The sequence below is a fragment of the Janibacter sp. LM genome (genome assembly GCF_039631275.1).
Classification (GTDB): domain Bacteria; phylum Actinomycetota; class Actinomycetes; order Actinomycetales; family Dermatophilaceae; genus Janibacter; species Janibacter terrae.
The window spans coordinates 1-12,277 of the sequence record NZ_JBDIVG010000020.1 but is presented as its reverse complement, the minus strand read 5'-3'; the positions used below and the strand labels follow the sequence as shown (position 1 = coordinate 12,277).

Below are 12,277 nucleotides of genomic sequence, written 5' to 3'. Positions count from 1 at the left end.
CGCGGCGGGACCGCCCGACATCCGTCCACGTCCGCCCGGCAACGCCACCCCGTGGGCGAAGGGGGCTCATCATGCGTTTTGCTTATGCCAGACATAACTTCCTATTGTCTTCGACGTGACCGAGACCCCCCTCCTGCAGCTGTCCGGCCTGCGCAAGGAGTTCCCCTCCGCGCGCGGGCCGGTCGTCGCACTCGACGACATCACCCTGTCGATCGCGCGCGGCTCGATCCACGGCATCGTCGGTCGCTCCGGCGCCGGCAAGTCCACGCTCATCCGCTGCCTCACCGGGCTCGAGCGGCCGACCTCGGGGACGGTGGACCTCGACGGCACCGACATCCCGGCCCTCGCCGGCGAGCAGCTGCGCGCGGTGCGTCGCCGCTTCGGCATGGTCTTCCAGCACGCCAACCTGCTCGACTCGCGCACGGCCGCCGACAACATCGCCCTCCCCTGGAGATCGCCGGCTGGTCCGCCGACGAGCGCCGGGCGCGCGTCGCCGAGCTGCTCGAGCTCGTCGGGCTCACCGATCGCGCCGACAACCACCCCGGCCAGCTCTCCGGTGGCCAGCAGCAGCGCGTCGGCATCGCCCGCGCCCTGGCGACCCGTCCCGACATCCTGCTGTGCGACGAGCCGACCTCGGCCCTGGACGCCGCGACCACCCGGCAGATCCTGGGGCTGCTGCGCGACCTGCGCGAGCACCTCGGGATCACCGTCGTCATCATCACGCACGAGCCCTCCGTCGTCCGCGAGGTGTGCGACACGGTGACCCTCCTGGCCGACGGCCGCGTCGTCGAGACCGGCCCCATCGGTGAGGTCGTGGCCGACCCGCGCCGCCAGCTCCACCGCGACCTCGTCCCCCTGCCCCCGCTGCCGCTCGGGCACGAGGGTGGCTACGTCGAGGTCGCGCTCGGCGACAGCCGCTCCGGCACCACGAGCGTCGACGCCGTCCTGGCGCTGCTGCGCGAGGCCGGCATCCCCGCCGAGGTCGCCGCGGCGACGCTCGAGACCATCGCCGGCCGCCGCGTCGGCCGCATCCAGCTCGAGGTCGAGCCGGCGCGCACCGGTGACGCCGTCCGCGTCCTCGAGGCCGCCCACCTGTCCCCGGAGGTGGCCGCATGACCGCCCTGACCACCGTCGCCGCCGAGGGCCGCTGGCTCGACAACGACGTCATCCGCCAGCTCGTCCCCACCGCCGTCTGGGAGACGCTGGCGATGACCGGCCTCGCGGGCGTGCTCACCGCGCTGCTCGGCATCCCCGTCGGTGTGCTGCTCTACACGAGCTCGCCCGGCGGCACCTCGCCCCACCCCACCGTCCACCGTGCGCTCGGGGCGGTCGTCAACGTCGGACGCTCGCTGCCCTTCCTCATCCTGATGATCGCGATCATCCCGTTCACGCGCTTCGTCGTCGGGACCTCGATCGGCTGGCAGGCGGCGGTCGTCCCGCTCACCGTCGGCGCCATCCCCTTCTACGCCCGGCTCGTCGAGACCTCGCTGCGCGAGGTGCCTGCGGGCAAGGTCGAGGCCGTCGCGATGATGGGCGCCACGCGTCGCGAGATCACCCGCAAGGTGCTGCTCCCGGAGGCGCGCTCCGGTCTCGTGGCCGGACTGACGACGACGGTCATCGCGCTCATCGGCTACACCGCGATGGCCGGTGCCATCGGCGGCGGCGGCCTCGGCGCCGTCGCGATGTCCTACGGGTACAACCGCTTCGAGTCCGACGTGATGATCGTCTGCGTCGCCCTCCTCGTCGTCATCGTGACGATCGTCCAGGTCGTCGGCGACCTCGTCGCCCGCCGCCTCGACCACCGCTGATCTCCCCCCCTTCGTACCACCGGCCCGACCGGCCACCCATCGAGAGGAACCACCATGCCCACCACCCGCTCCGCGACCCGCGCTGCTGCGGTCATCACCGTCTCCGCCCTTGCCCTCGCGGCCTGCGGCGCGGTCGAGGACGATGCCGAGGGCCCCGCGGCCGGCGACGGCGGCGTCACCACGATCTCCGTCGGCGCGTCCCCCACCCCGCACGCCAAGATCCTCGAGTTCGTCGACAAGGAGCTCGCGCCCGACGCGAAGCTCGACCTGGAGATCAAGACCTTCGACGACTACGTCCAGCCCAACGTCCAGCTCTCCGAGGGCACGCTCGACGCGAACTACTACCAGCACCTCCCCTACTACGAGGCGCAGGTCAAGGACCGCGGGTACGAGTTCGCGCACTACACGGGCATCCACATCGAGCCCTTCGCCCTGTACTCCGACAAGGTCAAGGACGTCAAGGACCTGCCGGACGGCGCCCAGATCGGCATCAACAACGACCCGTCCAACCAGGGTCGCGCGCTGCAGCTGCTCGCCGACAACGACGTCATCACCCTCAAGGACGGCAAGGACGCGACCAACGCGACCATCCTCGACGTCGCCGACAACCCGAAGGACCTCACCTTCAAGGAGACCGACGCGGCCCAGCTCGCGCGCTCGCTCCAGGACCTCGACGCCGCCGTCATCAACGGCAACTACGCCATCGAGGCCGACCTGTCGGTCGATGACGCGCTGCTCGTCGAGGAGGGCAAGGACAGCCCGTACGCCAACTTCCTCGCGGTGCAGAAGGCCAACGAGGACAACGCGTCGCTGAAGAAGCTCGACGAGCTCCTCCACTCCCCCGAGGTCAAGAAGTACATCGAGGAGACCTGGCCGAACGGTGAGGTCCTGCCCGCCTTCTGATCGACGCGCGGCTCAGGAGGGGTCGGTCGCCCGTGGGCGGCTGCCGGGCCGGTCGTCCCGCACGCCGGTGATGACCGGCCTCAGGGCGAGCACCGACGCGACGTCGCCCAGGTCGGCGAGCTCGCGCAGCAGCACCCTCGTCGGGGTCATCAGCCGCAGCCGCTGCTCCGTCGCCGCGGTGAGGAGGGCGCCGACGCCCTCCCACACGGAGTGCGTGGCCTCGGTCGTGAGGTGCGTCGGCTGGTCGGGAGCGTGCCCGGGCACGGGGAGGACGAAGAAGGCGACGTCGAAGCGCTTGGGCGAGGCCTCGGGGGTCACCCAGCGGTCCCACGGCAGCAGCGCCTCGGGGTCGGCGAGGAGCCCGGTCTCCTCGGCGAGCTCCCGCAGCCCGGTGGCGAGCAGGGTGCGCGCGGACACGCTCGGGTCGACGTGGACGGGGGCGTCGACGGGGACCTGATGCCACCGGCGCACGTGCTCGGCGAGGGTCGCGGCGGACAGGGCGATGTCCGCTCCCCTCGCCTCGTCGGCCGGGTCGCACCGGCCGCCGGGGAAGACGACCACACCGGCCGCGAAGTCCATCGTCGTCGCGCGGTGCTGGACGAAGACCTCGAGGCCGTCCGGCCCGTCACGCAGCGGGATGACGCTCACGGCCGGGCGGGCGACGACAGGCGTCACGATCTGACCGGGGCCTCGTCCTCGACCTCGTCGGCGACCTCCCCGCCCTCGGCCGACTCGGTGACGACCTCGTCCGCGCTGACGATGCCGGCGCGCAGGTCGACCTGCTCGCTGATGTACCGCAGGACGACCGCCGCGACGGCGGCCACCGGCACTGCGAGGAAGGCACCGACGATGCCGAAGAGCGTGCTGCCCACCGCGACCGCCAGGAGGATCACGCCGGCGTGCAGCTGCATCGAGCGGCCCTGGAGGAAGGGCTGGAGGACATTGCCCTCGATCTGCTGCACCGCGATGATCAGCGCGAGCACGAGCAGCGCCGTCGTGGGGCCCTGGGCGACGAGGGCGACGAGGACGGACAGGACGCCGACGGCGAAGGCACCGACGATCGGCACGAAGCCACCGAAGAAGGTGAGGATCGCCAGGGCGAAGGCGAGCGGCACGCCGAGCAGCGCCAGACCGGTGCCGATGAGGACCGCGTCGACGGCGGAGACGAGCGCCTGGGTGCGGATGAAGCCACCCAGGGTGTTCCACGACCGCGTCGCCACCTCGGTGAGGTGACCACCGGCGCGCTCACCGGCGACCCGACGGACGAAGGGGAGGAACGCCGGCCCGTCCTTGATGAAGAAGAAGACGAGCACGAGGACGAGGACGAGGGTGACGAGGCCGGAGCCGACGGCCGAGGCACCGGCCAGGGCACCGCTCGCGATCTGGCCGCTCCGCTCCTGCAGCCAGGTCGTCGCCTTGCCGACCGCGTCGTCGATCGTCGCGCTGTCGACGTTGAAGGGCGGCTTGGCCGCGAGCTCCTGCAGGTCGCCCAGGCCCTTGGCCGCCTGGTCGGCGAGGTCACCCGACTGCGAGACGAGCGAGGGCGCGATCGCGCCGAGGACCCCGAAGAAGACGAGGAGCGAGCCGACGATGACCAGCGCCGCGGCGAGCGCGGAGGGCACCCCCTTCGCCCGCAGCCAGCGGGTCGGCGGCCACAGGACCGTGGCGACGATGAGCGCGAGGAGCACGGGGAAGACCCCGACCCAGAGCTTGCCGAGGACCCACCAGACCACGACCGCTCCGGCCGCCAGGAGGACCAGGCGCCACGACCACCGGGCGAGCGCGGTCAGCCCCCGTCCGATGACGACGCCGCGGTCCACGGGCTCGGGGCGGTGCTCGACGGTGGTCTCGCTGCTCATGTGTCTCCTCAGACGAGGGTGGGCTTGACCTCGACGATGCGCGCCAGCAGCCCGTTGATGAACTTCGGCGACTCGTCCGTGCTGAGCTCGGTCGCCAGGACGACGGCCTCGCTCACGGCGACCTGGTCGGGGACGTCCTCGCTGAAGAGGATCTCCCAGGCGCCGAGCCGCAGGATGGCGCGGTCGACGTCGGGCATGCGGTCGAGGGTCCAGCCCTGGCTGTACGTGGTCAGGGCGTCGTTGATGTCGTTCCAGTGCGCCACGACGCCCTGGACAGCGGTGATCGTGTACGGGTTGAGCGGCGCCGGCGTGACCGGCTTCGACGCCCGCTCGCTCGCGAGGTCACTCGCGTTCAGGCCCCGGGACTCGGCCTCGAAGAGCAGGTCGACGGCACGCCGACGCGCCTTGGTGCGTGCCCCCACTCAGCTCACTCGACCGAGGTAGGAGCCGTCGCGGGTGTCGACCTTGACCTTGGTGCCCTGCTCGAGGAAGAGCGGGACGGCGATCTCGGCGCCGGTCTCGAGGGTGGCCGGCTTGGTGCCACCGGTCGAGCGGTCGCCCTGGAGGCCCGGCTCGGTGTAGGTGATCTCGAGGACGACCGAGGCGGGCAGCTCGACGTACAGGACGCTGCCGTCGTGGCGGGCGATGACCGCCTCCTGGTTCTCCAGCATGTACTTGGCGGCGTCACCGACGACCTCCGGCGCGACCGGGATCTGGTCGTAGGTGTCGGGGTCCATGAAGACGAAGTCGGTGCCGTCGTTGTACAGGTACTGCATCGTGCGCTTGTCGACGTTGGACGTCTCGACCTTGGTGCCGGCGTTGAAGGTCTTGTCGACGGTCTTGCCGCTCGTGACGTTCTTCAGCTTGGTGCGCACGAAGGCCGGGCCCTTGCCGGGCTTGACGTGCTGGAACTCCACGACGCTCCAGAGCTGGCCGTCGATGTTGAGGACCATGCCGTTCTTGAGGTCATTCGTCGTTGCCACGGGTGTGCTCGCCTTCGCGTCGTCTCGGTCTGGTCTCCCACCGCTGCGCCGAGGGCGCGCGCGGGCCGCCCAGCATCCTAACCGTCGAACGCCTCGGACACCCACGCGCTCACGTCGGCGGCGGCCTCCTCGAGCACCGAGATGTGGTCGGCCCCCCGCACGCGCTCGTACGTCAGGTCCGCGCCCTGCGCCTCGTACTGCTCCGCCAGGCGGTCGCTGAGCAGCGGCGGCACCGTGGTGTCCTTCGTGCCGTGGACGACGAGGACCGGCACCTGCGGGTGCAGCTCCGCCGCGTCGTTGGCGCCGACGACCCGGCGGATGCGGGAGAGGTCGGCGTCGTCCCGCAGGAAGGTCGGCAGGTCCATGCCGCCGAAGGAGTCCTGCCGGAAGAGCTCGGCGATGCAGCGCTCCTCCAGCTGCGGCAGCAGCCTGCGGCCCGCGGGGCTCACCACGTCCTCCTCCGGCACGCCGGCGACGCGGGCGGCGGAGACGATGAGCGGACCGAGGAACCCCGAGCCCGCATCTGCCGCGGCGGCCCGCTCCTGCGCCGTCGTCCCCGCGGGCCGACCGCCGTCGGCCATCTCGACGACGACGCCGAGCTGGCTCGGCGGCGCCAGGGCGACGATCCCGGCCAGGTCGAGCCCGGGTGAGTACCCGGTGGTGAAGCGGCTCGTGAAGAGTGCCGCCTGGGCGCCCTGCGAGTGCCCCATGGCGACCCAGCGCGGGGAGAGGTCCGGGGAGAGCTCGTGCGCGGCCAGGACGATGTCGGTCATGGCCGCCCCGGCCGACTGCCCCATGAGGTACGGGTGCGGCCCCGGCGTGCCCAGCCCCTCGTAGTCGGTGCGCGCGACGGCGTAGCCGTCCCCGACGAGGTCCGCGGTGGCCCGGTCCATGGCCGCGGTGTAGACGCCGGTCTGCTGGTCCACCAGGGAGCGGGAGGGGGCGCACTCGTCGGCCATGCCGGTCGTGCCGTGGCCCCAGCTGATGACCGGCCAGCCGCCCTGCGGGGGCTCCCCGGCCGGCACGGACACCACCCCGGACACGGCGACGGGCTCCCCCTTCGCGTCCGTCGAGCGGTACATGACCAGGTGCGTCGTCCCGCCGATCGTCGGGCCGTCGACGACCCGGCGGGACCAGATGAGGCTGCCGTGGCGCCCTGCGGACAGCTGCTCCGCGCTCGTCGTGTAGAACGCCGCCCCCGCCGGGCCCTGCGGCGCCCCCGGCACGTCGTCGTCGCCGGCGCGCCACAGGACGAGGGCTGCGAGGAGGACCACGACGACGGCCGCTGCCACGAGCAGCCATCGACGCCGGCCGGCGCCCCACGAGGTCGTCATGCGGGGCATCCTCGCATCCACCCCCCGGGAGAGGCAGGATGGCGAGCATGAAGTCGAAGGTCGCCCTCGCCACCGTGCTCGCCGGCACCGCCGGGCTCGCTGCCCGGGACCTGCTGCAGAAGCAGCACTCCCTGAAGCGCAACTTCCCGGTCGTCGCCAACGCCCGCTACCTGCTCGAGCGCATCGGACCCGAGCTGCGGCAGTACATCGTCACGAGCAACGACGAGGAGCGGCCCTTCAGCCGGGACCAGCGGGCCTGGGTCTACGCCTCGTCCAAGATGGAGAACAACTACGTCGGCTTCGGCACGGACAACGACGTGGAGACGGTGGAGGGCTACCCGATCCTCAAGCACCGCACCTTCTCCGACGTCGCCGCGCCCACGGCGGTGCACTCCGCGGACTCCGTGGTCCTGCCGAGCGCCAAGGTCCTCGGGGGACCGCGTGGCCGCCGGCACGCGTTCCGGCCCAACTCGGTCGTCAACATCTCCGGCATGAGCTTCGGCTCGCTGTCCGGTCCGGCCGTCCGGGCCCTCAACGAGGGCGCCCGCCTCGCCGGCGCGCTGCACTGCACCGGCGAGGGGTCGCTCTCGCCGCACCACCGGCAGGGCGGGGACCTGATCTTCCAGATCGGCACGGCCTACTTCGGGTGCCGGGACGAGGAGGGCCGCTTCGACCTCGAGCGGCTCAAGGAGGTCGTGGCGTCCGCGCCGGTCAAGGCCATCGAGGTCAAGCTCAGCCAGGGGGCCAAGCCGGGGCTGGGTGGCATGCTGCCCGCGGCCAAGATCTCCGACGAGATCGCGCAGACCCGCGGTATCGCGCAGGGGCACGACTGCGCCAGTCCCTCCCGGCACACCGAGTTCGACGACGTCGACTCCCTCCTCGACTTCGTCGAGCGCGTCGCCGACGAGACCGGGCTGCCCGTGGGCATCAAGTCCGCGGTGGGCGACATGGGGTTCTGGCAGGAGCTCGTGGACACGATGGCCGCGGACTCCTCCCGCGGCGTCGACTTCGTCGTCATCGACGGCGGCGAAGGGGGGACCGGCGCTGCCCCGCTCGTCTTCAGCGACGCGGTGGCGCTGCCCTTCCGGCTGGCCTTCACCCGGGTGTACTCGGTCTTCGCCCGCGCGGGCATCACCGACCGGGTCACCTTCGTCGGGTCCGGCAAGCTCGGCCTGCCCGAGAACGCGCTCGTCGCCTTCGCCCTCGGCTGCGACATGGTGCACGTGGCCCGTGAGCCGATGCTCGCGCTGGGCTGCATCCAGGCACAGCGGTGTCACACGGACCACTGCCCCACCGGTGTCGCCACGCAGAACCCGTGGCTCGTCCGGGGGTTGGACCCGACGCTCAAGGCGCAGCGCGTCAACAACTACCTGCGCACCCTGCGCCGCGACCTGCTCAAGGTCTCGGAGGCGTGCGGCGTCTGGCACCCCGGGCTGCTCACGGTCGACGACGTGGAGCTGCTCCTCGGCAACCGCGCGGCCACCCCGCTCGGCGAGGTCTACGGCTACGAGCCCGGGTGGGGCGCCATCAGCGACGAGGACGCGGCCGCGATCATCGAGATCATGTCGCGGACCGCGCCCCGTGGTGGGACGAGCAGGGAGCGGACTACTTCACCTCGCGCATGAGGACCCGGTGGGTCCCGATCGCCAGCGGGATCCCGACCCAGACGGCGGTGGCGGTCGCCAGCTGCGCCCAGCTCTCGCCGGTCATGCTGCCCTCGGTGAGAGGCGCGGCGACGAGGTTGAGGTCGAGCCAGCGGGCGACATCGCCCATCCAGCCGATCGTCGCGGTGAGGACCGTCCACACCGTCGGCAGCACGAGGCTGGTGACGATGGCGACCGGGGTGTTGAGGAAGGCTGCGCCGAAGGCGACGCCCTGGAGGGTGTAGACGAGGCCGGCGAGGACGATGCCGACCAGCGAGATGCCGGTCAGGGTGAGCTCCCCGCCCGCGAGGAGCGTGCCGAGGACGGCCGCGGCGCCGGCGGCGGCGAGCAGCACGAGGCAGAGCACCAGCGCCCCGGCGACCTTCGCAGCGAGCACCCGACCGCGCCGTGGCACGAGGGCGAAGGTCACCAGCCCGGTGCGGTGGGCCCACTCCTGGGTCGCCGACATGATGCCCACGATCGGCAGCAGGAGCATCGTCGGCATGACGATCAGGCCCAAGAAGGTCGGGAAGGCCGTGCCGCTCCCCTCGCCCCAGACGACGAGGCCGGCAGCGACGAGGAAGCTCATCCCCGCCATGACGACGAGCATCCACGTGCCGGCGCGGGTGTCGACCATCTTGCGCAGCTCGAGGCCGACGAGCCGGGCGAAGGGGATCCGGTCGCCGGAGACGTCGACCGGCGCGGACTCGGACGTGGTGGGTGCGGTGGGTGCGGTGGCGGCGCTCATGCGGCCATCCCCTCTCGGGACTGTGCGGCGGTCAGGGCGAGGAAGAGCTCCTCGAGGCCACCGGCGGAGCCGCTGGCGAGGTCGGTGAGGACGATGCGGGCGTCGAGCGCGATGCGACCGACCGCCTCGCTGCTCGTCGCCGCCAGCAGGCCGGCGGGGCTGGCGGTGACCTCGATGCCCGCGGTGGTCAGCGCTGCGGCCAGGGCCGCGTCGTCGGTGGAGCGCACGCGCGTGCCCTGCTGCTGCAGGAGCTGCTCGACGCTGCCCTGGGCGACGATGCGCCCGTGGCCGATGATGACGAGCTCGTCGGCGACGACCTGCACCTCGGAGAGCAGGTGCGAGGAGAGCAGCACGGTGCCGCCGCGGTCGGCGAAGCCGCGCAGCAGCCCCCGCATCCAGTGGATGCCCTGGGGGTCGAGCCCGTTGGCCGGCTCGTCGAGGACGAGCACCTCGGGGTCGCCGATGAGCGCAGCGGCCAGGCCGAGGCGCTGGCGCATGCCGAGCGAGTAGTTGCGCACCCGTCGACCGGCCTCCTGGTCGGTGAGACCGACGGTGGCGAGCCCGTGCTCGACGGCGGTCGGCCCGACGCCGATCGAGCGGGCGGCCAGGGTGAGCACCTCTCGTCCAGTGCGGCCGGGGTGCTGGGCCGAGGCGTCGAGCATGACGCCGACGTGGCGGCCGGGGTTGGGCAGGTCGGCGTAGCGCCGGCCGAGGACGAGCGCCTCGCCGGAGGTCGGCGGCGTGAGGCCGGTGACCATCCGCATCGCGGTGGACTTGCCCGCGCCGTTGGGGCCGAGGAACCCGGTGACGCTACCGGGGTGGGCGGTGAAGGAGATGTCGTCGACGGCGGCGAAACCGCCGTAGCGCTTGGTGAGGTGGGTGAGCGTGATCATGGCTCCCACGATGCGACGGCGGGGGCGAAGGGGACATCGCCCGCGGGTCTCGACGGCTCCCCCTCCTCAGGTAGGGGGGCGCCGGCGTGCGGCCCCCTCCCTGGGGCTGATGTCGTCGGGGTCGGGCTGCGCCTACGGTGGCTCCGTGACAGCCACAGCCCAGCGCGAGGAGCGCGTCCCGGACCGGCTCACGTGGTGGGACACCACGTGGCGGGTCGTCGTCGCGCTGCTCCTGGGCGGGCTGCTGTGGCTCGTCACGGCCGCGATGATCTTCTCGGACAGCGGTCTTGAGCCGAGCGTGCTGAGGGGCCTGTGGTTCGTCGTCGTCGACCCGCTCCTCGGTCTCCTCGCCGCGGCTCTGCTCCTGCTGCGCCGTCGGTGGCCGGTCCCGGTGACCACCGCGACGACGGTGCTCGCCGGCGTGTCGATGGTCGCCGCGGGAGCGCAGACCGTCGTGCTCGTCTCGCTCGCGACCCGCCGGCGCTGGCGCGAGATCCTCCCGCTCGCCGGGTTCACCGTGCTCGCGAGCCTCCTCGCGACCCGGGTCGTCTACCCCGACCCCAAGGCGCTGCCGCTCTGGGTGGAGGCCCTCGTCACCCTGCTCGTCATCGTCGTCACCGTGGCGGTCGGGTACGCCATCGGGTCGCGCCGGGCACTCGTGGCCTCGTGGGTCGAGCGGGCCCGCTCCGCGGAGTCGGAGCAGAGCGCGCGCGTCTCCCGGGCGCAGACGGCAGAGCGCTCGCGCATCGCCCGCGAGATGCACGACGTCCTCACCCACCGCATCTCCCTCATCACGATGCACTCCGGGCTGCTCACCTACCGCGAGGACCTGCCCGAGGCGGAGCGGCGCGAGGCGATCGCCGCGATCGACACCAACGCCCGCGCCGCGCTGACCGACCTGCGCGAGGTCCTCGGGGTCCTGCGCGACGAGGACGTGTCCCTCCCCCTTCGCCCGCAGAGCACCCTCGCCGACGTGCCGGAGCTGCTCGAGGAGGCCTGTGCCGGGGGAACCCGGGCGGCGTTCGACGACGGCGGCATCGACCCGACGGCCGTGCCCGAGACGACCGGACGCACGGTCTACCGGGTCGTGCAGGAGGGCCTGACCAATGCCCGCAAGCACGCGCCCGGGGCGGCCGTGGCGGTCACGCTCGGCGGCCGCGCCGGCGGCACGCTGCGGGTCGAGGTCGCCAACCCCCGCGCCGTCGGCCACCAGGCGCCGGCACCAGCCTCCGGGCTGGGTCTCCTCGGGCTCGCCGAGCGCGTCGAGCTGGCCGGCGGTGAGCTGGCGCACGGCTGGCACCCCGACGGGATGCACCGACTCGTGGCCTCGCTACCGTGGCCGGCGTGAGCCCGCCCATCTCCGTCGTCCTCGTCGACGACGACGCCATGGTCCGCACCGCGCTGTCGATGATCCTCGGCGGGGCGCCGGAGATCACCGTCGTCGCCCAGGCCGGGGACGGCCGGCAGGGGCTGTCGGTCATCGCCGAGCACGCGCCCGACGTCGTGCTCATGGACATCCGCATGCCGCGCCTGGACGGGTTGTCGGCCACCGAGGAGCTCGTCCGCAGCGGGGCGCCGAGCAAGGTCATCGTCCTCACGACCTTCGACGCCGACGACGACGTCATGCGCGCGCTGCAGCACGGGGCGGACGGATTCCTGCTCAAGGACACCCCGCCGGACCGGATCGTCGAAGCCGTGCGGCTCGTCGCGGCCGGGCAGTCGATCCTCTCCCCGAGCGTCACGTCCCGGGTCCTGGAGTCCGTGCGCGGGGCCTCCCGACGCGGGGCCGACGCGTCGCGTGACACGGCCCGGTCCCGCCTGGCGCTGCTCACCGAGCGGGAGCTCGACGTCGCCCGCGCCGTCGGCGCGGGCCTGTCCAACGCGGAGATCTCGGCGCAGCTCTACCTGAGCGTCGCGACGGTCAAGGCCCACGTCGGCCGCATCCTCGACAAGCTCGACGCCGACAACCGGGTCCAGGTCGCGATCACCGTGCACGAGGCCGACCTCGACGCCCCCTGACCCTGCATTCCCCTAGGGCAATGCAGACCTGAGCGCGCATTGCCCTAGGTGTTGCGGGGCATGAGGTTGGTGACACGAGGAGGGGCG

At 72.6% G+C, this 12,277-nt stretch carries 12 protein-coding genes and 1 pseudogene; 6 read left to right on the top strand and 7 right to left on the bottom strand.

Going from position 1 to position 12,277, the window contains the following annotated elements:
• Window positions 1–133: 133 nt before the first annotated feature.
• The 3 genes and pseudogenes from ABC138_RS11655 to ABC138_RS11645 all read left to right on the top strand — a co-directional run bounded on the left by ABC138_RS11655 (window position 134) and on the right by ABC138_RS11645 (window position 2,711).
• A pseudogene (locus tag ABC138_RS11655) lies at window positions 134–1,116 on the top strand (methionine ABC transporter ATP-binding protein).
• Entirely contained in the window at window positions 1,113–1,808 is a 696-nt protein-coding gene (locus ABC138_RS11650) for a methionine ABC transporter permease (RefSeq protein ID WP_068323585.1), read from the top strand. The pseudogene ABC138_RS11655 and the gene ABC138_RS11650 overlap by 4 nt, the downstream one beginning before the upstream one ends.
• A 54-nt stretch (window positions 1,809–1,862) precedes the next feature.
• Entirely contained in the window at window positions 1,863–2,711 is an 849-nt protein-coding gene (locus ABC138_RS11645) for a MetQ/NlpA family ABC transporter substrate-binding protein (RefSeq protein WP_068323584.1), read from the top strand.
• Between the two features lie 12 nt (window positions 2,712–2,723).
• Here ABC138_RS11645 and ABC138_RS11640 read toward each other — a convergent pair whose 3' ends face one another.
• The 5 genes from ABC138_RS11640 to ABC138_RS11620 form a co-directional block, all read right to left on the bottom strand.
• Window positions 2,724–3,386 (bottom strand): NUDIX hydrolase, encoded by a 663-nt coding sequence (locus ABC138_RS11640; RefSeq protein ID WP_345913764.1) that lies wholly within the window; start codon window positions 3,384–3,386, stop codon window positions 2,724–2,726.
• Complete coding sequence (locus ABC138_RS11635) at window positions 3,383–4,570, bottom strand: AI-2E family transporter (protein ID WP_068421173.1); 1,188 nt, start codon at window positions 4,568–4,570, stop codon at window positions 3,383–3,385. Before ABC138_RS11635 ends, ABC138_RS11640 begins: the two co-directional genes overlap by 4 nt.
• An 8-nt stretch (window positions 4,571–4,578) precedes the next feature.
• Window positions 4,579–4,992 (bottom strand): transcription antitermination factor NusB, encoded by a 414-nt coding sequence (gene nusB / locus ABC138_RS11630; protein WP_068323582.1) that lies wholly within the window; start codon window positions 4,990–4,992, stop codon window positions 4,579–4,581.
• Window positions 4,993–5,553, bottom strand: a complete 561-nt coding sequence (gene efp, locus ABC138_RS11625) for an elongation factor P (protein WP_068323581.1) — start codon at window positions 5,551–5,553, stop codon at window positions 4,993–4,995.
• 77 nt (window positions 5,554–5,630) lie between these two features.
• Window positions 5,631–6,887, bottom strand: coding sequence for a lipase family protein (locus ABC138_RS11620; protein WP_345913763.1), 1,257 nt, complete (start codon window positions 6,885–6,887; stop codon window positions 5,631–5,633).
• 47 nt (window positions 6,888–6,934) lie between these two features.
• Here ABC138_RS11620 and ABC138_RS11615 point away from each other — a divergent pair, with 47 nt between their 5' ends.
• Window positions 6,935–8,512 (top strand): FMN-binding glutamate synthase family protein, encoded by a 1,578-nt coding sequence (locus ABC138_RS11615; RefSeq protein WP_345913762.1) that lies wholly within the window; start codon window positions 6,935–6,937, stop codon window positions 8,510–8,512.
• Here the strand turns inward: ABC138_RS11615 and ABC138_RS11610 are convergent.
• Together ABC138_RS11610 and ABC138_RS11605 are read right to left on the bottom strand one after the other, a co-directional pair.
• The gene (locus ABC138_RS11610) at window positions 8,493–9,278 is read right to left on the bottom strand and encodes an ABC transporter permease (RefSeq protein ID WP_068421166.1); all 786 of its coding nucleotides are present in this window, start codon (window positions 9,276–9,278) and stop codon (window positions 8,493–8,495) included. The two genes, ABC138_RS11615 and ABC138_RS11610, sit on opposite strands and share 20 nt — an antisense overlap.
• Window positions 9,275–10,171 carry an ATP-binding cassette domain-containing protein gene (locus ABC138_RS11605; RefSeq protein WP_068421164.1) on the bottom strand — a complete coding sequence of 299 codons (897 nt, stop codon included), beginning with the start codon at window positions 10,169–10,171 and terminating at the stop codon, window positions 9,275–9,277. Before ABC138_RS11605 ends, ABC138_RS11610 begins: the two co-directional genes overlap by 4 nt.
• A gap of 145 nt (window positions 10,172–10,316) precedes the next feature.
• Between ABC138_RS11605 and ABC138_RS11600 the strand changes: the two genes are divergently transcribed.
• Window positions 10,317–11,519 carry a histidine kinase gene (locus ABC138_RS11600; RefSeq protein ID WP_345913761.1) on the top strand — a complete coding sequence of 401 codons (1,203 nt, stop codon included), beginning with the start codon at window positions 10,317–10,319 and terminating at the stop codon, window positions 11,517–11,519.
• Window positions 11,507–12,190, top strand: a complete 684-nt coding sequence (locus tag ABC138_RS11595; RefSeq protein WP_345913760.1) for a response regulator transcription factor — start codon at window positions 11,507–11,509, stop codon at window positions 12,188–12,190. The genes ABC138_RS11600 and ABC138_RS11595 overlap by 13 nt, the downstream gene beginning before the upstream one ends.
• The last annotated feature ends 87 nt before the right edge of the window (window positions 12,191–12,277 follow it).